The 17,647-nt window shown below is 59.0% G+C and carries 14 protein-coding genes and 1 pseudogene; 10 read left to right on the forward strand and 5 right to left on the reverse strand.

Annotation, left to right across the window (positions count from 1 at the left end; translation table 11 throughout):
• Nucleotides 1–115 precede the first annotated feature (115 nt).
• Together NWP14_RS12735 and NWP14_RS12740 are read left to right on the forward strand one after the other, a co-directional pair.
• A pseudogene (locus tag NWP14_RS12735) lies at nt 116–2,602 on the forward strand (efflux RND transporter permease subunit); the annotation flags it as partial.
• Nucleotides 2,603–2,640: 38 nt separating this feature from the next.
• Nucleotides 2,641–3,564 carry an acyltransferase gene (locus tag NWP14_RS12740; protein WP_189339878.1) on the forward strand — a complete coding sequence of 308 codons (924 nt, stop codon included), beginning with the start codon at nt 2,641–2,643 and terminating at the stop codon, nt 3,562–3,564.
• A gap of 27 nt (nt 3,565–3,591) precedes the next feature.
• On the opposite strand, the gene pagP is transcribed toward NWP14_RS12740, so the two are convergent.
• Nucleotides 3,592–4,167: a lipid IV(A) palmitoyltransferase PagP gene (gene pagP, locus NWP14_RS12745; RefSeq protein WP_375215419.1), complete on the reverse strand. Its 576-nt coding sequence runs from the start codon at nt 4,165–4,167 to the stop codon at nt 3,592–3,594.
• A 226-nt stretch (nt 4,168–4,393) separates the two neighbouring features.
• Here pagP and NWP14_RS12750 point away from each other — a divergent pair, with 226 nt between their 5' ends.
• A complete protein-coding gene (locus NWP14_RS12750; protein ID WP_095101169.1) occupies nt 4,394–5,326 on the forward strand; it encodes a nucleoside recognition domain-containing protein in 933 nt (310 codons plus the stop codon).
• Here NWP14_RS12750 and NWP14_RS12755 read toward each other — a convergent pair.
• Complete coding sequence (locus tag NWP14_RS12755) at nt 5,318–6,856, reverse strand: alpha/beta hydrolase (protein ID WP_346432080.1); 1,539 nt, start codon at nt 6,854–6,856, stop codon at nt 5,318–5,320. The genes NWP14_RS12750 and NWP14_RS12755 overlap by 9 nt on opposite strands.
• Before the next feature lie 182 nt (nt 6,857–7,038).
• On the opposite strand from NWP14_RS12755, the gene NWP14_RS12760 reads away from it, so the two are divergent.
• The 5 genes from NWP14_RS12760 to NWP14_RS12780 all read left to right on the forward strand — a co-directional run bounded on the left by NWP14_RS12760 (nt 7,039) and on the right by NWP14_RS12780 (nt 13,634).
• Nucleotides 7,039–7,284, forward strand: coding sequence for a histidine kinase (locus tag NWP14_RS12760; protein ID WP_095101167.1), 246 nt, complete (start codon nt 7,039–7,041; stop codon nt 7,282–7,284).
• Nucleotides 7,285–7,416: 132 nt separating this feature from the next.
• Nucleotides 7,417–8,871: an AMP nucleosidase gene (locus tag NWP14_RS12765; protein WP_095101165.1), complete on the forward strand. Its 1,455-nt coding sequence runs from the start codon at nt 7,417–7,419 to the stop codon at nt 8,869–8,871.
• Nucleotides 8,872–9,302: 431 nt separating this feature from the next.
• Nucleotides 9,303–12,536 carry a molybdopterin cofactor-binding domain-containing protein gene (locus NWP14_RS12770; RefSeq protein ID WP_375215420.1) on the forward strand — a complete coding sequence of 1,078 codons (3,234 nt, stop codon included), beginning with the start codon at nt 9,303–9,305 and terminating at the stop codon, nt 12,534–12,536.
• A complete protein-coding gene (locus NWP14_RS12775) occupies nt 12,523–12,981 on the forward strand; it encodes a (2Fe-2S)-binding protein (protein WP_095101161.1) in 459 nt (152 codons plus the stop codon). Before NWP14_RS12770 ends, NWP14_RS12775 begins: the two co-directional genes overlap by 14 nt.
• Before the next feature lie 59 nt (nt 12,982–13,040).
• Complete coding sequence (locus tag NWP14_RS12780) at nt 13,041–13,634, forward strand: NTP transferase domain-containing protein (RefSeq protein WP_375215421.1); 594 nt, start codon at nt 13,041–13,043, stop codon at nt 13,632–13,634.
• A gap of 92 nt (nt 13,635–13,726) precedes the next feature.
• On the opposite strand, the gene NWP14_RS12785 is transcribed toward NWP14_RS12780, so the two are convergent.
• Complete coding sequence (locus tag NWP14_RS12785; protein WP_346431107.1) at nt 13,727–14,707, reverse strand: AraC family transcriptional regulator; 981 nt, start codon at nt 14,705–14,707, stop codon at nt 13,727–13,729.
• Nucleotides 14,708–14,787: 80 nt separating this feature from the next.
• Here NWP14_RS12785 and NWP14_RS12790 point away from each other — a divergent pair, with 80 nt between their 5' ends.
• Complete coding sequence (locus tag NWP14_RS12790; protein WP_375215422.1) at nt 14,788–15,747, forward strand: oxidoreductase; 960 nt, start codon at nt 14,788–14,790, stop codon at nt 15,745–15,747.
• 24 nt (nt 15,748–15,771) lie between these two features.
• Nucleotides 15,772–16,839, forward strand: coding sequence for an aldo/keto reductase (locus NWP14_RS12795; RefSeq protein ID WP_375215423.1), 1,068 nt, complete (start codon nt 15,772–15,774; stop codon nt 16,837–16,839).
• A gap of 60 nt (nt 16,840–16,899) precedes the next feature.
• Here the strand turns inward: NWP14_RS12795 and NWP14_RS12800 are convergent, their stop codons facing one another.
• Nucleotides 16,900–17,259, reverse strand: a complete 360-nt coding sequence (locus tag NWP14_RS12800) for a hypothetical protein (protein WP_095101153.1) — start codon at nt 17,257–17,259, stop codon at nt 16,900–16,902.
• A gap of 105 nt (nt 17,260–17,364) precedes the next feature.
• Complete coding sequence (locus tag NWP14_RS12805) at nt 17,365–17,616, reverse strand: hypothetical protein (RefSeq protein WP_095101151.1); 252 nt, start codon at nt 17,614–17,616, stop codon at nt 17,365–17,367.
• Nucleotides 17,617–17,647: the final 31 nt, after the last annotated feature.

Raw genomic sequence — 17,647 nt, forward strand, 5'->3', positions numbered from 1 at the left:
CGTCGGATAAATGAGTTATTTATACCCGGTGTATGATTTAGCGATTAATTCTGCATTGTGCAAATTATCACTAAAGCTTTGTGCATATACCAGTGCGTTTTTATGCAAAAAAAATCGCCGCGCTACACGCGGCATCACGCTTAACCAGCTTTCCGCCATTCTCAGCCGCCTGAACGTCGTTTCCAGCGCCGGGGAGATCAAATCCGGCAGCGAGTCCATTCGCCTGCATCCGACCGGGGAATTTGAGAATATCGACGAGCTGGGCGATCTGCCGATCAACCCGCACGGCACCGGGGCGGCGACCCGGCTGCGGGATATTGCCACCATCTCGCGCGGCCTGAGCGAATCGCCGTCCAGCATCTACCACGCCAACGGCCGCCAGGCGGTGACGATGGGGGTCTCGTTCATCCCCGGCGTCAACGTCATCGACGTTGGCCACGCGCTGGAGGCCAGGCTTGAGCAAATGTCGGCGGAAAAGCCCGCCGGGATTAAAATCGACCTGTTCTACGATCAGGCCGCCGAAGTCGGCCACTCGGTTAGCGGCTTTATCACTAATTTCCTGATGGCGCTGGCCATTGTTGTCGGCGTGCTGCTGATCTTTATGGGCGTGCGCAGCGGCATTATTATCGCGCTCTCGCTGGCCCTCAACGTGCTGGGCACGCTGCTGATTATGTACCTGTGGGGCATTGAGCTGCAGCGGATCTCGCTAGGCGCGCTGATTATCGCCCTCAGCATGCTGGTCGATAACGCCATCGTCATCGTCGAAGGGGTGCTGATTGCCCGTCAGCAGGGGTCAACGCTGCTGACCGCCGTCAACTACGTTATCCGCCGATCCGCCCTGCCCCTGCTGGGGGCAACCGTGATCGCAATCCTCGCCTTCGCACCGATCGGCCTGTCGCAGGACTCGACGGGAGAATACTGTAAGTCGCTGTTCCAGGTGCTGTTAATCTCCCTGATGCTCAGCTGGTTCTCGGCGCTCACCGTTACCCCGGTGCTGATCAAATGGTGGCTGTTTAAAGGCGCGGCCTCCCCGACGCCGGCCGCTGAGGCCGATCCTTATCGCGGGCGCTTTTACCGCGGCTATCAGCAGATCCTTAACGCCCTGCTGATGCGCAAAGCCGTCACCCTCATGCTGATGGCGGCGCTGCTGGCCGGCGCTATCTGGGGGTTCGGTTCGGTGCGGCAGAACTTTTTCCCTTCATCCAATACGCCGATCTTCTTCGTTGACCTGTGGCTGCCCTACGGTACCGATATTGCGGCAACCGAACAGATGGCCAGCGATATCGAAACCGCGATTAACGGTCAGCCCGGCGTCGTCACCACCGTGGCTACCGTCGGCCAGGGCAGCATGCGCTTTATCCTCACCTACAGCGGCCAGCGGCAGTACAGCAACTATGCGCAGATCATGGTTCGTATGGACGATCGGCGCAGCATTGACGCCCTCACCCGCCACGTTGACGCCTATATTGCGCGTAACTATCCGCAGGTGAACGCCAGCAGCAAGCGGGTGATGTTCGGTCCTTCCGGCGACAGCGCGATCGAGGTGCGGATTAAAGGCCCCGATCCCGACAGATTGCGGCTGATAGCCAGCCAGGTGAGCACGATCCTCACGGCGGACCCGGCCATCGGCAGCGTGCGCAACGACTGGCAAAACCGCAGCAAAACCATCCGGCCGCAGTATTCGCCCACCCTGGGGCGCGAGCTGGGGGTGGATAAACAGGATATCGACGGCGCGCTGCAGATGAATTTCACCGGCAGCCGCGCCGGGCTGTACCGCGAAGGCGCCGATCTGCTGCCGGTGGTGGTCCGCCCGCCGGCCGCCGAACGTCAGGATGCCAACCATCTCAATAACGTGCTGGTGTGGAGCCAAAGCCGTCAGCAGTATATTCCGCTGAGCAACGTGGTCAGCGGCTTTAACCTCGAATGGGAAGATCCGTTGATTCTGCGCCGCGATCGCAGCCGCGTACTCACGGTGATGACCGACCCCGACCCTCTGAGCAACCAAACCTCGGGAGATATTCTGGCGCGGGTGCAGCCGCAGATTAACGCGCTCAGCCTGCCGCACGGCTACAGCATTGAGTGGGGAGGCGATGCCGAGAACTCCAGCGAAGCGCAGCAGGGGCTGTTCACCACCCTGCCATTGGGCTATCTGGTGATGTTTGTCATCACCGTGCTGATGTTCAGCTCGCTGAAAAATGCGGTCGCCATCTGGCTGACCGTGCCGCTGGCGCTTATCGGCGTGACCCCGGGCTTTTTAATTACCGGCATCCCCTTCGGCTTTATGGCGCTTATCGGTTTACTCAGCCTGAGCGGCATGCTTATCCGCAACGGCATCGTGCTGGTGGAAGAGATTGAACAGCAGAAGCAGGAAAAGCCGCAGCATCAGGCAATTATCTATGCCGCAACCTCGCGCTTACGCCCTATACTGCTCACGGCCTTCACCACCGTGCTCGGCCTGGCGCCGCTGCTGCTGGACGTATTCTTCCAGAGTATGGCGGTTGTCATCATGTTTGGTCTGGGTTTTGCGACCATTCTGACGCTACTGGTTCTTCCGGTTATTTACGCCTGTTTCCACCCTAAGGATATGCAGCAACCACAATGAACACCACCGGGTTAAATATTATTAAAACGCTGGGATGCATGACGGCGGTAACGTTCTTTACCATCTATAACACCTGGGATCTGTATGATTACGATTATCACTGGATCCTCGGCTTTCTGACGTTTATCTCGACCATCGCCACGCCGCTATTTTTTGTGGTGGCGGGCTATCTCGACGCTCAGTCCCGGCACAGCGCGCGCTGGCAGATGGGGAAAATTAAAAGCGTGGTGATCGTCTTTCTTTTCTGGATGACGATTTACTACCTCTGGGAGCCCTACCAGCGCGGCTATCTTATTCAGCCGTGGTTCGTCTTCGCCTTTATTGTGATTTATACCTTCCACCCGCTGATCGAGTGGCTAAGCCAGCGCAGAAGGCTCTTTTTTGGCGTAGTGTTTGTCCTCCTGCTTTTCTCCTATGGCTACGACCTGCTGGCGGCCCTCTATCCCAACGTTCATGCGCTGAGCCTGGCGCCGCAGTATCGCCTGTGGACCTGGCTGTTGTTCTATTTAACCGGCCAGCTGTTCAGCGACCCGCTGGTGGTGCGCTGGCTGAACCGCGATAAGGTGGTCAAAGCCGCGATGTTTGCCATACCATTTATTTATCTTTTCACCTGGTTTTACGAGCGCCATTTCTTTTTCGCCCTGTTCAAGGCCGACAGAAATGCGTTCATCCTCACCGGTTCGCAAATTTATATTCTGGTGGTCGCGCTGGTTATTGCGGCTAACGGCGTCCGTTTCCGTAAAAACAGCGAGTTTAAAGAGAGTATTCTGGCGGCAATCAGCAAAACGATGACCGGGGTCTATATCCTCCATTACTCAATTTTTCATCTCCTGAGCGCCCTTATCCCAATCGGTTCGCTGACCACAAAATTAATGCTGATTGCCCTGACGTTTGTCGCCTCGGTACTGATTTCGATGCTGGCGTTATCCAACCCGGTCGCCAAAAAAGTGATCACCCTTTAAGCCTCCCGGCCCGGCCTGGCTCCGGGTTTAAAAACCATAGCGTAGCCAGGCAAACAGGACGTTGCCGTTATTGTAGGTGCCGGGAATATAGGTGAACTGCACGCTAAGCCGCCGATAGCTCGCGGAAAATAGCGGCAGAATAATCGGTAGCGGCACGTAATTAGCGAAATCATCGCGAGCGGTGATCCCGGCGGTCACGCCGAGGCCAAGGCGGAAATCGCGGCGGCTATCCAGATACCAGCCCTTCTCCCAGCCGTAGCCGACGATCGGCTGCCACTTGTTATGCGAATCCTTAAACATCATGGCGTACAGCGAGCTCCAGTCGCCGTCATCATGATAGCGGGAGAGGCCGAAGCCGCCGCCCCAGGGCATCTCGTTGTAGTTATCCGTTTTCTCTTTATCGTAGGTTAAGCGGTTGTGCCAGCTGAGAAACGGCAGATACAGGTCATAGTTTTGCGGCTGATTCCAGGTTTGCGAGACATCATTTTTTATCCAGTCCCACCAGCCGCTGATGCGCTGCTCGCCGTAAACGCCTTCTTCCGCCCGAGCCGCGGAGGCAAAAATAATCAGGGTTCCCCACACTATCAGCCGACAACGTTGCATAGGCTTTTCCTTAAAGATAATTTCCGCTGGTTATTCATTCTGGGAACAGTAAACACGCTTTGCAAATGTCGTGGCGGCATTTTACCGGTAATACGCGCCCCTTATGATGAGTATATATAACAACCGGCAGGGGCGACTGCCAATAGCGGCAGATCGTATCATTTCCCGGCAGCGGGGATTATCATGATGCTAATTAATGGTTTTGCATGCGGTGCTGAAAAAATAAATGGATGTCATAAGCATTATTATGTCGGCGGGGAAATCCTCGGTTAACGTCGCGCTTTATACCCTGCTGCCCATTATGGTGGTGATGCTGATCATCATGAAGTATCTGGAAGTTCGCGGGGTGCTCGATGTTATCGTCCGCTGGGTCGCGCCGTTGCTCAAGCCGTTTGGTTTAACCGGGATGAGCGCTTTTGCCCTGATTCAGATGAATTTCGTCAGCTTTGCCGCCCCGCTGGCAACCCTGTCGATTATGGATAAACGCGGCGTCTCGGACCGGCAGATGGCCGCAACCCTGGCGATGGTCTTTGCGATGGGTCAAGGCAACGTCTTCTACCCCCTCGCCCCCTTCGGCCTGCACTGGATGGCCTCGATAATCATTTCGATTGTTGGCGGGCTGTGCGCGGCCGCGGCAACGTGGTATTTCACCGGCCGCCGGCTATCGACCCTCGAGAACGCCCGTGCGGAAGCGCTCCCCAACGCGGAGCAAAATAGCCAAGGGATCATTTCCGTTATCAACAGCGCCGGCTCCGATGCGATTCGTCTTGCCCTCGGCGCCGTGCCGATGCTGATCCTGTCGCTCACCATCGTCGGGCTGGTGCAGGCTGCCGGCCTGATTGAAATGCTGCAGCGCCTGCTGATGCCGCTGCTGCTGTGGCTGCATATCCCGGAAAACTTTGTCCTGCCGGCGCTGGTCAAATGCGTGGCCGGCGGAACGGCCTACTTTGGCGTTATCTCTGAATTACTGCAGCAGGGCAAGGTCACCGCCAGCCAGATAAACGCCTCCGCCGGGCTGCTGATTCAAACCTTCGATCTCCCGGGAATCGGCATTTTTCTTGGCGTCAGCTCGCGGTTTGTCCGCCTGTTCCGCTTTGTCGCCCCTGGCGCCATGGTTGGCATCGCGGTTCGCACCCTGATGCACGTCTCGCTATTTTGAGCCCCCGGTCGGCTGCAGGCAGGCCCGCACGTCAGGCTGGAAGCCGCAGCCAATGCGCTGGTCAATGCGGTCCATCATAAACGGGAAGAACGGGTTGGAGGTCACGCGCATCAGCGTATCCAGCCCGACGCTCAGGGTGGAGGTCTCTCCACGTAGCGAAATGGTACCGATGCTAATACCGTAACGGTTCTTCTCCGTCGGCTCGCGGCCGTACAGGGAGTCGTTCAGCGGGAACGGTACCGCGACGTGCGAGAGCGAATACATATCCTGCGGCCACGCCAGGTTCAGCGGCGTCACCCGCTCCTCTTTTTCTCCCGCCGGCGTGGTACGGGCCACCGTCTCATAGGTCGTGGGCGAGGCGTTGGTAATCACCGTGGTGCTATAGCGGCGCGGCGCCGGCGGCAGGAGCGCGCTGACCGCGGAGTAGAGCGCCGGTCGAAACAGCGCCCGCAGGTTCGCGGCCTGGTTGATATCAAAAATCACCAGCTCGCTGCCGTTTTCCGGCAGGTAGCGATACAGCGAATCCACCACCGCCCGGGTGCTGACCGTGGAGTCCATCACCGACTGAAAGGTCAGCACCGGCGGCAGCGCGGCAAGCCGCCGGCTGCGGGAGGCCTGGACAATTTGATCCTGCAGCGCCTGGGTTAGCAGCCACGACTGGCGGGCCGCCTTCACCGGAAACGAGTTGTACTTATAAGGGTTGAACTCGGGCACCACGTTCAGCCAGGCCGCCCTGGCAAAGGCCGGAAACACCGCCGGCAGCCCCGTCAGCCCGGCAAAGCGGGCAAAAGCGGTCACCCCGATCATCGGCGACAGCAGGACGATCTGCTGCGGCTCGGGCAAAGTGCTATCGTCCAGCGCGTCGAGCGCATATTTCAGCGCCAGCGCGCCGCCGTTGGAGTAGCCGATAACGTGCAGCGGCGCGTTCGGCCCGCCCAGCCGCGTCGCTTCGCGCACCGCCAGCCGCGCCGTCGCCATCCACGCCTGCCAGTCAACGGCGGTCAGCGATCCCGGCGCGGTGCCGTGTCCCGGCAGCCTCGGCACCACCGCCACGAACCCCTGCTGCTGATAGGCTTTGGCCAGATAGCGCACGCTGTACGGCGAGTCCGTCAGCCCATGAAGCAGCACCGCGGCGCCGCGCGGCTTTCCCTCAGGCAGCAGCACGAAGGAGCGGTTCCAGTTAGGCTGAAACTTTTCCGGGTAGACCTCGCTTTGCGCATAAAAGCGATTGAGCGGCGTTTTTTCATCATCATGCAGCGCATCGGTTAGCTGGGTCTTCATCTCCTGAAAAATAGCCCCTTCCCGCGCCAGGTATCCGGCGAAGGTCGTGCGGTCAATCTCAGCCGCCGACATTTCATCAGCGGACCAGGTGTGCCACGAATGCAGCGCAGGCCCGCGCTGGGTTTCGTAAATACGCCCGGCAAAAAAAACGCTAATAACGATAAGCAGGCCAACGGCGATTTTTTTCGCCAGCGAGGCGACTTTCAAACCAGCTTTATTCAGGTGTCGGGTAAAACGCATCATTGCCATATCACTGTCCATTTTCTTTGCTGTAGATAACGACCGTCTGCGCGTTCGTGCATGGATATCTGAGTTATTAAAGCCTGCGAGATGCTTTTTAAACATAGACTAAACCGAAGGGCTATTCTTATTGTCAGAAGAGGAGCAAAAGACAATTATCGCCGGGAATATTACAGGCCAGGGAAAAATAGATGGAGTGGTGGGTAAAAAAGGTATGCGCAGAAACGACCCGCGTGGTTTTACAAAGCGGTCAGCTGCTGATTATTGCCGAGATTGAGGCCTGCCGCTGCCGCCTGAAGGTCGGCGATAAGCTCACGCCGCAGGCAAACGCGCGGTACGGTATCAACGATAATCCCGCGATGACCCTGAAGGTGAAAAAGGCGACGCACTTCAGCCCCGAACGCTGGGCGGATAGCACATATTCCGCGAGCAGATAGCCGCCGGAAATAATCATCAACTGTTTCTATTTGCAGTATTTTCATCGCTCCGCCGGTGAAATTCCCCTTCGCTCTTTTCCGTCTGTGACATACTATCGGACACGTCAGCAGACCTGAAACAAGGAGCGAATGATGAACCACAAGGCCGCCAGTCTGACCCCGGAACAAGCGCTGAGCCAGCTAGAAACGCAGTATGAACAGTCGGTCAATGCGCTACGTAAAGCCATTGGCGAGTACATCAACCATAACGTGCTCCCTGACAATACCATCCGCGCCCAGGGGCTATTTGTCTATCCGCTGCTGTCCGTTTCGTGGGATGGCGCCGATCACAAGGCCCTCAAAACCCGCGCCTGGGGCCGCTTCACCCACGCCGGTTGCTACACCACCACCATTACCAATCCTAAGCTCTTTCGCGCCTATCTTCTCGAACAGCTAACCCTGCTGTATGAGGACTATGGCGCGCACATCAGCGTTGGGCTTTCGCAGCATGAAATTCCCTACCCTTACGTGATTGACGGTTCCGCGCTGACCCTTGACCGCTCGATGAGCGCAGGCCTGACCCGCCATTTCCCGACTACCGAACTGTCGCAGATTGGTGATGAAACCGCCGACGGGATATTCCACCCGACCGAAAACCACCCGCTTTCTCACTTCGATGCCCGACGCGTCGATTTCTCCCTGGCCCGCCTGCGCCACTACACCGGAACGCCGGTCGATCATTTCCAGCCGTACGTGCTGTTCACCAACTACACCCGCTATGTGGATGAGTTCGTGCGCTGGGGCTGCAGCCAGATCCTCGATCCCGACAGTCCCTATATCGCGCTCTCCTGCGCCGGCGGGATCTGGATCACCGCGGACACCGAAGCCCCGGAGCAGGCCGTTTCCGATCTGGCATGGAAAAAGCATCAGATGCCCGCCTGGCACCTGATCACCAAAGATGGTCAGGGTATCACCTTGATTAATATCGGCGTCGGCCCCTCAAACGCCAAAAATATCTGCGATCATCTGGCGGTACTGCGCCCTGACGTGTGGCTGATGATTGGCCACTGCGGCGGCCTGCGTGAAAGCCAGACCATTGGCGACTACGTGCTGGCGCACGCCTATCTGCGCGATGACCACGTGCTCGATGCGGTGCTGCCGCCGGATATCCCGATCCCCAGCATCGCCGAGGTCCAGCGCGCGCTCTACGACGCCACCAAGCAGATCAGCGGCATGCCGGGCGAAGAGGTTAAACAGCGGCTGCGCACCGGTACGGTAGTCACTACCGACGACCGCAACTGGGAGCTGCGTTATTCAGCCTCGGCGCTGCGCTTCAACCTCAGCCGCGCCGTCGCTATCGATATGGAAAGCGCGACTATCGCCGCCCAGGGCTACCGCTTCCGCGTCCCGTACGGCACGCTGCTGTGCGTATCGGATAAACCGCTGCACGGTGAGATAAAGCTGCCCGGCCAGGCCAACCGTTTTTACGAAGGGGCGATTTCAGAACATTTGCAGATTGGCATTAAGGCTATCGATCTCCTGCGGGCCGAAGGCGATCATATGCATTCGCGCAAGCTGCGCACCTTCAACGAACCGCCGTTCCGCTAGTTTCCCTCCCTGCACTCCCCTGCGCGCGTTCCGGCGCGCGGGGGCACGGGTCGCCTGAAAAACCCGCGAGCCGCCCCACCCTGTTATCACCACGCGCCTTATCCCGATGCCGGAAGGCTATCTATCATTATGATAATAATTATCGCCCCGCAGATGATAATCACCCGACGATAGCGGCAACGGCCTCCCGCGCAGGCAGCGTCGTTTCGCCAATAAACTCGATCGGCGTCACAGTTGGCACCCGCGAAAATCCCTTTCCCTTGAGCTGGCATATCTATTGCTACTTCTCGCCAGATAGGCAAAAAACGTCTTTACGACCGTTATGCCGCGCAAACAGACACGACCCGCAGCTGCGGCAGTGCGACCTACGGTGACACCATCCGTCGGGCGTCGTTCGTACAAGGGACAGGACCCTGGAAACGGAGAAATATATGACCACTACGCTGGTTGGCAATGAAGTCGCGCGCGTTGATGGCCTGGCCAAGGTGAGCGGCAAGGCTATTTACGGCGATGATATTAAAATGGCAAATATGCTGTACGGCGTTTGTCGTTTTGTCGATATTCCTGCAGGACGCATTGACTCTCTCGACTTATCTGAGGCGAGAAACGTTCCTGGCGTGGTACGCATTGCCACGTGGGAGGATATTCCCGGCGAGAAGAGCCTCGGCGTTATCATTCCCGACTATCCGCCGATCATTCGCGATGAGATAGCTTATCGCGGGGATGTGATTGCGGTCGTCGCCGCAGAAACTTATGAAGCGGCGTGCCTGGCGGCGGAGAAGATCGCGATTACCTATACGCCCTGGCAGCCCATCGTTTCGCCAGAAGAGGCCATGAAACCCGGAGCCCGCTTAATTCATAGCGAGCTCGACAGCAACATTATTAATCACCACCACACCGTCAAGGGCGACATCGATAGCGGCTTTGCCGCCTCTACGCATATTTTCGAACGCGAGTACGAGGTGGGGTTTCAGGAACATGGCTATATAGAACCGGAATCCATTACCGCCTGGATCGACAGCAACGAGCAGGTGATGACCATTAGCGGCTCGATTCAGAACGCCCACCGGATTCGCGGTATCGTGGCAAAATACCTCGGCCTTGCGCAGTCGCGCGTTAACGTCAAACGCTCGATACTGGGCGGTTCGTTTGGCGGAAAAGACGATATTATCGACAATATCGCCTGCCGCGCCGCCCTGCTGGCGCATCTTACCGGCCGCCCGGTCAAGATCTCCTACAATCGGGAACAGTCGATGCGGGAGAGCTATAAACGCCATCCCTATAAGATGAAGTACAAGATTGGCCTCGATGATGAGGCCCGCATCCAGGCGATTAAGGTCGATATTATCGCCGATGGCGGCAGCTACTCCGGGCAGACCATGTTCGTGACCTGGCGCAGTTCGGTGCAGGCCGCCGGGCCGTATAACATTCCCAACGTGCGGGTCGATGTGACGGGGGTCTATACCAACAATAACTACACTTCCGCCTATCGCGGCTACGGCGCTCCCCAGGTAATTTTTGCCAATGAATCGCTGATGGACGAGGTTGCCGAAGCAATGGGGCTCTCCCCGGTCGAGCTGCGCCTGCGCAATATTCTCCGCCAGGGCGATACCAGCATGGCCGGACAGGTATTTGATAATCATACGGTCTCCGCGCAGGAAGTCCTCGAAAAAGCTATGGCGAAAGCGGAGTTCGTCGCCAGGCGCGAGCACTATAGCAAGCTCAACGCCGAGGGCGGGCCGGTGCGCTACGGTATCGGCCTGGCGCTCAGCCACCGCGGATGCTCCCTCGGCGCGGAGGGCCTGGATGCCTCATCGGCGCTGATGCAGGTGAACGCCGATGGCAGCATCAACGTTTCAACCTCCGTCTCTGAAAACGGCCAGGGTTTGCAAACCACCATGTCGCTGATTACCGCCGATGCCTTCGGTATCGGCCTGGATCGGGTGATGTTCTCTGAGCCTGCCACCTCGATGATTGCCGACGGCGGCTCTACCGTCGCCTCCCGTGGCACGCTGATGGGCGGACAGGCCATCCTGAGCGCCGCCAATAAAATCAAAAAACGGATGGCCAACGCCATCAGCCAGCGGCTTGAGGCCGCCGGTATAGACGACCTGGTGTGGCAGGAAGGGAAGGTCTTCAATCGTCACAAACCGCAAACCGCCCTGACTTTTCAGGAAGTCGTTGATTTGACCCGAGCGACGGGCGCCAATCTCTCCTCCTACGGCTGGCACGTGGCGCCGGCTATTCACTGGGATGAGGAAAAAGGCTGCGGCAGCCCCTATTTCACCTGGGTGTACGGCTGCCAGATCGCCGATATTGCGCTGGATACCCGCACCGGCAAGATCGCTATCAATAACGTCGTCGCCGCCCACGATGTGGGTAAGGTGATAAATCCCGTCGGCTTTGCCGGTCAGGTGTACGGCGGCGTGCTGCAGGGGATGGTGGGATACGGCATGCTGGAGGATTTCAATACCGAAAACGGAGCGGTGAAATCAGAGAATTTTGACACCTATCTGCTGCCCACAATCCAGGATATGCCCAATATCGATATTATCGCCGTCGAAAACCACGACAACGCCGGGCCTTTAGGCGCCAAGGTCATCGGCGAGCCGGTCCTTGAGCTGGGAGCGGCGGCGCTTAATAACGCGGTCTGCTTCGCCCTGGAGAAATGGAACCGCCAGCTTCCCCTTACCCTTGAGCGCGTCCGTTTGGGTTATAACCTGAAAAAACCCGAGCGCCAGAGCGAACTCATGGCGGAGGGAGCGGAGCATAAGCAGGTTCTGCGCCTCAATACGCTGCGGATGGCGACGCCGAAAAATCTGGACGAAGCGCTGCTGATGCTGGCGCAGGAAAATAGCCGGCCCATCGCCGGGGGGACCGACGTACTGGTACAGGCGCGGCTAAAAACCGACGAGGTCGGGCTGGTCAATATTGCGGGGCTTCAGGAGCTGAAGCAGATTGAAGAGGTCAACGACGAGCTGATTATCGGCTCAGGCGTCTGTTTTACCGATTTGGTCAGGCACCCGCTGATTAGGGCGCGCTACCCGCTGCTGGTCACGGCCTGCAAAACTATTGGCTCTCTCCAGCTTCGCAACCAGGCCACCGTCGGCGGGAATATCGTCAACGCCGCGCCCTGCGCCGACTCGGTTCCGCCGCTCATTATTTATGACGCCAGGCTGGAGCTGCGCAGCCGTACCGGCCTGCGCCAGATAGCCCTCAGCGACTTTATCGTCGGCGGCTACCGCACGGCGCTGAATCCAGGCGAAATAGTCACCAGGGTCATATTACCTGCCCCGCCCGCGCAGCTCTCACAGCAGCGGTATTTACAGCTGGGACGCCGCAACGCGCTGAATATCACCCGGCAAAGCCTGACGGGCGTATTCGCATTTTCTGGCGATGGCACCCTGGCGCTCTGCCGCCTGGTTGATGGCGCCCTGCTCAGCAAGCCGCAACGGCTGACGGAGGTTGAGTCCTGCCTGACGGGGTTCGTCCTCGATGAGAAGCGAATTGAGGACGCGACGCAGGCGCTGAACAAAATAATGCATCAGGCGATAGGCGGACGCTGGTCTGCCCCTTACAAAATACCGGTATTTGAAGATATGTTCCGACAAATGATGCAGGAAACGCTGGCAGAGCAGAAGGTGGCAAAAAATGAACCGAATTGAGCTGAAGGTCAATGGTATTCGCATCAGTCGCGAAGTGGACGATAACACCCGCCTGCTGGATTTTCTGCGGGAAGAGCTGCGGCTAACCGGCACCAAGGAGGGTTGTTCCGTCGGGGAGTGCGGGGCCTGCACGGTAATCATGAATGAAAAGTCGGTCTGCTCGTGCCTTCTGCTGGCCGCGCAGTGCCACGGCGCGGAAATCACCACAATTGAGGCGCTGCAGCATGATGCCGTCGGGAAAAAGCTGCAGAATGCGTTCGTGCGCCACGGCGGAGTGCAGTGCGGCTTCTGCACGCCGGGGGTACTGATGAGCACTAAGGCCTTGTTAGATCAAAATCCTCAGCCTACCGATAGCGAAATTTGTGAAGCTCTGGAGGGGAATCTCTGCCGCTGCACCGGCTATCAGCCAATTATCACCTCGATAAAAGCAATACTGAAGGCTTGAGTTTGAGGCGCTCCCCGGACGCGTTGATATCCGGGGGCGCCGATACTCGCGGAGGGCGTATGCCTGTTAAAGAGTGTTTGATTCTTGCCGCCGGAATGTCAACCAGGATGGGTACCTGGAAAATGATGTTGCCCTGGGGAAAGGGCACCGTCCTGGACAGCGCCATCGCCGATGCGCTCTCCTTCTGCGATCGGGTTATCCTGGTGACCGGCTTCAGAGGGGCCGAGCTGCATCAGCGCTATGCGCATCATCCCGATATTGAGCTGGTTCATAACGCCAGCTATCAGGAAGGCATGTTTTCATCCATCCAGGCCGGGGTGAAGCATATTAAAGCGCGGCATTTTTTTATCGCCTTAGGCGATATGCCGGCAGCAGGCGTCGGCGTTTATGCTTCGTTGTGGCGCCAGCGCCGGGAGACCTGCCTTATCCCGGAGTATCAGCAGGGTCGGGGCCACCCGGTGCTGCTGCCGTTTTCGATTATTGAAAAAATAGGCTCTGCCGGAGCCGACGATAACCTCAAAACGGTCGTTCATCAGTTCGGTAGCCAAACCGTCGGCGTGCAGGAAAGCGGCATTCATTGGGACGTTGATACCCCGCAGCAATATCAACAGCTGCTGTCCCGATGCCAGGCCCGTCGGCACCAGCAACGCTGACGGGCTGAAGGCGATCTACTTGTCGATCCTACCGATCCCCTCGCCGATGCGGACCGGGCCGGTCGCGAAATAGCCTCCTGCCGGGCCGACGGCTAAAAATCACCGCCATGCGGATCGCCGGAGGCCGCCGGGTCTGCATCCTCTACCAACCTATCCCGGCGATAATGTCCGGGAGCCACGGCCATCACCCGCTTAAAGGCGCTGCTGAACGCGCTTTCGGAAGCGTACCCTACCTTTGCGGCCACCTCGGCGATCGCCGCCCCCGCCAGCAGCTCGCGCCGCGCCAGGTACATGCGCCACTGGGTTAAATAAGCCAGCGGCGGGACCCCAATTTTTTCGCGAAACCGCACCGCCAGCGAGGTTCTCGACATCCCGGCGCTTTTTGCCAGCGCCTGCAGGGTCCAGCTGCGGGAGGGGTCGCCGTGAATGCAGCTGAGCACGATGGAGAGCCGCGGGTCGGCAAAGCCCTTCAGCCATCCCTTATCGTCCGCCGGCGCGTCGGCAAGCCAGGCGCGCAGCGTCTGGGTAAAGAGCAGCTGGGTCAGCCCGGCCACCATGCTTGAGCGTCCGGGACGGCTGCTTTTCATTTCGACCACCAGTTGCCTGAGCAGCCAGGAGAGCGGTTCTGCTTCGGCCGCGCCGCCGCGCACGTGGATCAGCGGCGGCAGCCCGCTCAACAGCAGCGCCTGGCGATCGGCATCAAGCCGCACTTTGCCGCCGAGCATGGTGAAATCCTCTCCCTGCCCCAGGCGATACCGATCGTCGTCGTCGCGTTCGATCGGCGCCTGCCCGGCGTCGGGTAGCAATTCGGCCGCGCTGGCCAGCGTCAGGGTACGCGTGCCGTTGGTAATCAGCACGTCGCCGCTCTCCGCCAGCAGCGGAGCCGGCATGTCATCGAGCAAATACCAGCAGCGCCCCTGCGTTACCGCACAAAACTTAATCGAGTCGAGGTTGGCGAAACGCCGCGCCCAGGCCCCGCCGGCCACCAGGCGGCCGGAGAGATCGCAGCGCACCTGCAGGAAATCGAGCAGGTCCGATAGCGGGTCAACGCTTATATTTGAACTATTACGCATAAAAATAGCACTTTCACGGCTTCATCGTACGGTGACGGCACTCTACCATGTGACAACCCCCTTCGTCCCGGAGAACAGCTATGCTCACCCCTCAGTCTCCTGTTGTTTCAGGCTTCAGCGCGACCTCTACGCCCGAGGAGGTCATGCGTCACGTCGACCTCAGCGGAAAATGCGCCATCGTCACGGGCGGTCACGCGGGAATTGGTCTGGAAACCGTCAGGGCGTTGCGCTCCGCCGGCGCCAGAATCATCGTTCCCGCCCGCGATGTGGCAGCGGCCCGAGCCGCCCTTGCCGGTATGCCGGACGCCATCGTGCTGCCGCTGGATCTGCTGGATCCGGACTCCATTGACCGCTTCGCCAGCGCCGCGCTCGCCGAAACCGACGCCGTCGATATTCTGCTGAATAACGCCGGTATTATGGCCCCGCCGCTCTCCCGCGACGCCCGCGGGTTCGAATCGCAGTTTTCCACCAACCATCTCGGCCATTTTCAGCTGACGCTGCGGCTTTGGGACGCGCTCGTCGCCTCGGGGAGCGCGCGCGTCGTGGCGCTATCATCCCTCGGGCACCGCTATTCCGCGGTCTGCTTCGACGATATCCACTACCGCCAGCGGCCCTACGATCCCTGGCGGGCCTACGGCCAGTCGAAAACGGCCAACGCCCTGTTTGCCGTGCATCTCGACCGGCTCGGCCAGCCGTTGGGCATTCGCGCTTTTGCGGTACATCCCGGCAGGATCCCCGCCACCCGGCTGAGCCGCTTTATGAGCGCGGAGGAGAAGGCGGCCGTCGCCCAGGCGGCGCAGGTTGGGCCGGACTTTGTACCATCGCCCCTGAAAACCGTGGCTCAGGGCGCGGCAACCAGCCTGTGGGCCGCGACCAGCCCGCAGCTGGCCGGAATGGGCGGGGTGTACTGCGCGGACTGCGACATATCGTCGCCGGTCGCCGACGATAGCCCCGACGTCAGCGGCGTGCGCCGCTGGGCGATAGACCCCCTGCAGGCCGGGCGCCTGTGGGACCTTTCGCTCAGGATGATCGGACAATAATTTTTTCACCCGCAGGAGAACGCGATGCCGCTTAATCACTACATTACCCTGGGACGCTCCGGGCTACGGGTCAGCCCGTACTGCCTCGGCACCATGACCTTTGGCGAAGAGTTTGGCTGGGGCGCCAGCCCGCAGGAATCGTTTGCCATGCTCGATGAGTACCGAAGCCGCGGCGGCAACTTTGTCGATACCGCCAATATCTACACCGCCGGTCATTCGGAGCAGATTGTCGGCGACTATATAAAGCACCACGCGGTGCGACGCGATGAGCTGGTGCTGGGCACAAAATTCTACTGCAACCTCTTTCCCGGCGATCCAAACGGCGGCGGCGCGGGGCGCAAGGCGCTGATTCAGCAGTGCGAGGCCTCGCTAAAACGCCTGCAGAGCGACTATATCGATATCTACTGGCTGCATAACTGGGACCGGGGCGCGCCGATTGAAGAGACGCTTCGCGGGCTCGACGATCTGGTCACCGCCGGCAAAATTCGCTATATCGGCTTCTCAGATATTCCGGCGTGGAAAACCGCCGAAGCGCAGACCATCGCCCGCTTTCGCGGCTGGGCGCCGGTTATTGCGCTGCAGCTCGAATACTCCCTGCTGGAGCGAACCGGCGAAGGGGAACTGTTCCCGCTGGCGCAGGAGATGGGCATGGGGATTATGCCCTGGTCACCGCTCAAAAGCGGCTTCCTGAGCGGTAAATTCAGGCGCAACGGCGAAGGCAGCGTCGACACCCGCCGCAGCGGCATGGTCGGCATGCCGTCGCCGGCGGACTATGATGTTATCGACACGGTGGTCGAGATCGCCTCGGCGCTTAACGTCAGCCCGGCGGCGGTGGCGCTGGCGTGGGTCAGGTCGCAGCCGGGAGTCAGCGCCACTCTGATTGGCGCCCGGCGGCTCGATCAGCTGAAAACCAACCTCGACTCGCTTGAGGTCAGGCTGTCGGCCGGGCAGATCGCCAGGCTCAGCGAGGTTTCGCAGCCGAAGCTCAACTTCCCGGCCGAAAACAACGCCACCCTGGCGCCGATGCTCGCTTTCGCCGGCATGACCGTGGATGGTAAAACGATCCCTCCTTTCACCCTTCACGCCTCCTGAGAGGAGGCGATCGCGGCCCGGCCCGCGCGGCGTTTACCCCCCGCCGCGCGGGCGGAGAAGCTAATCCAGGTCGCGGTGGCACTGATGGATGATGTCAGACAGCGCGCCTTGTACCTGCCCGTCTCTTTTGTCATAGAAGAAATTGACCAGCGTCTTTTTGCCCGATTTACCCATGTCGATATTCGCCACCGCATCGTGGTCTCTCAGAAGATTATATCTTTTATCGCCGTTGGGCAGCGGATCGTCTTGCTCAAGATAAAATTGATGGCGGAGCGACTGATACTGCAGACATTCCTGGGTGCGTTCTACGCTGGCGGAGAAATATTCCTCTTTTAGTTCGGTATTTTTGACCTTATCGATAAAGCCCGAACATCCTGACAGCATGGCCATAATGGCGGCCAGATAAATTAGTTTAAACATCAGCTTTCTCTGCGGGTTAAAAGGGGTAATGCGACGCTATTGTCCGCGAGTCCCCCTCAACCAGCTATCAACAATAACCACTAAGGCCCTGAGGAGAAAGGCTGGTTACGCCCCGCCGCGCAGCATCGTGCAGAAGGCGCAGTGGCAGCCGGGGACCGGCGTCGCGCTGCAGGTCCCCAATATTGAGGTCTGAAAACCGGCGTCGTTGTGGCTATAGAAATTGCTGACGATGCTCTCTTCCGCCTTTTTCAGCTGGGAGGCGCTTACCTCCGCAGAAGCCGCGCTTTTAGCCTGGAAGGCATAGGCCGCCGGGGAACTAAAGGCAACGGATAAAAGTACTATGCGATAAATTTTCATATCTGAAACGCGTCCCGGGCCAGTTATTGAT

It is taken from the genome of Klebsiella sp. C349492, assembly GCF_042055345.1.
Lineage (GTDB): Bacteria > Pseudomonadota > Gammaproteobacteria > Enterobacterales > Enterobacteriaceae > Klebsiella > Klebsiella scottii.

What these genes read in the sequence shown, in the direction of transcription:
- NWP14_RS12795 (WP_375215423.1), top strand. Translation starts at nt 15,772, where the DNA reads ATGCCGCTTAATCACTACATTACCCTGGGACGCTCCGGGCTACGGGTC.
- NWP14_RS12805 (WP_095101151.1), bottom strand. Translation starts at nt 17,616, where the DNA reads ATGAAAATTTATCGCATAGTACTTTTATCCGTTGCCTTTAGTTCCCCG.
- NWP14_RS12755 (WP_346432080.1), bottom strand. Translation starts at nt 6,856, where the DNA reads ATGGCAATGATGCGTTTTACCCGACACCTGAATAAAGCTGGTTTGAAA.
- NWP14_RS12775 (WP_095101161.1), top strand. Translation starts at nt 12,523, where the DNA reads ATGAACCGAATTGAGCTGAAGGTCAATGGTATTCGCATCAGTCGCGAA.
- pagP (WP_375215419.1), bottom strand. Translation starts at nt 4,167, where the DNA reads ATGCAACGTTGTCGGCTGATAGTGTGGGGAACCCTGATTATTTTTGCC.
- NWP14_RS12770 (WP_375215420.1), top strand. Translation starts at nt 9,303, where the DNA reads ATGACCACTACGCTGGTTGGCAATGAAGTCGCGCGCGTTGATGGCCTG.
- NWP14_RS12760 (WP_095101167.1), top strand. Translation starts at nt 7,039, where the DNA reads ATGGAGTGGTGGGTAAAAAAGGTATGCGCAGAAACGACCCGCGTGGTT.
- NWP14_RS12740 (WP_189339878.1), top strand. Translation starts at nt 2,641, where the DNA reads ATGACGGCGGTAACGTTCTTTACCATCTATAACACCTGGGATCTGTAT.
- NWP14_RS12780 (WP_375215421.1), top strand. Translation starts at nt 13,041, where the DNA reads ATGCCTGTTAAAGAGTGTTTGATTCTTGCCGCCGGAATGTCAACCAGG.
- NWP14_RS12765 (WP_095101165.1), top strand. Translation starts at nt 7,417, where the DNA reads ATGAACCACAAGGCCGCCAGTCTGACCCCGGAACAAGCGCTGAGCCAG.
- NWP14_RS12800 (WP_095101153.1), bottom strand. Translation starts at nt 17,259, where the DNA reads ATGTTTAAACTAATTTATCTGGCCGCCATTATGGCCATGCTGTCAGGA.
- NWP14_RS12750 (WP_095101169.1), top strand. Translation starts at nt 4,394, where the DNA reads ATGGATGTCATAAGCATTATTATGTCGGCGGGGAAATCCTCGGTTAAC.
- NWP14_RS12785 (WP_346431107.1), bottom strand. Translation starts at nt 14,707, where the DNA reads ATGCGTAATAGTTCAAATATAAGCGTTGACCCGCTATCGGACCTGCTC.
- NWP14_RS12790 (WP_375215422.1), top strand. Translation starts at nt 14,788, where the DNA reads ATGCTCACCCCTCAGTCTCCTGTTGTTTCAGGCTTCAGCGCGACCTCT.